The 607-nt window shown below is 56.2% G+C and carries 1 protein-coding gene; it reads left to right on the forward strand.

Features of this window, described 5'->3' with window-relative positions; translation table 11 throughout:
- On the forward strand, positions 1–552 hold a 552-nt coding region (locus PQR02_RS40725; RefSeq protein WP_408243437.1), incomplete at its 5' end, for an IS6 family transposase.
- Between the last annotated feature and the right edge of the window lie 55 nt (positions 553–607).

Genomic DNA, 607 nt, shown 5'->3' on the forward strand with positions numbered 1-607 from the left:
GATCATTCGACCGTGCATCGCTGGGCGCTCAAGCTGTTGCCGGTGCTGGAGAAGGCGTTCCGCCGCCGCAAGCGGCCAGTCGGAACGAGCTGGCGAATGGACGAGACGTACATTCGCGTCAAGGGCGAATGGCGGTATCTTTACCGGGCCGTCGACAAGGACGGCAACACCATTGACTTTCTACTGCGCGCCCATCGGGACAAGACTGCAGCCCGGCGTTACTTTGAGAAATCGATCGCCCAGAATGGCGTGCCCGAGACCGTGACCATCGACAAAAGCGGCGCCAATCTCGCTGCACTCGAAGCCATCAATGATTATCGTGAAACGCCCATCAAGATCCGCCAGTCCAAATATCTCAACAATCTTGTCGAGCAGGACCATCGCGCGATCAAGCGACGCACCCGACCCATGCTGGGATTCAAAACGTTTCGCTGTGCCCGGATCCTTCTCGCCGGCATTGAGATTATGCACATGATCGCCAAAGGACAGATGAAATGTGCTCGCGGAACCCATCCGTCCGCCGCTGATCAATTCTACGAACTGGCAACATAAGCAGTACTTTGCATATCGATCAACTTTCCTCCGCGAGCCTTACTGCGACAAAACC

This window comes from Paraburkholderia sediminicola (assembly GCF_046026895.1).
Taxonomy (GTDB): Bacteria; Pseudomonadota; Gammaproteobacteria; order Burkholderiales; family Burkholderiaceae; genus Paraburkholderia; species Paraburkholderia sediminicola_C.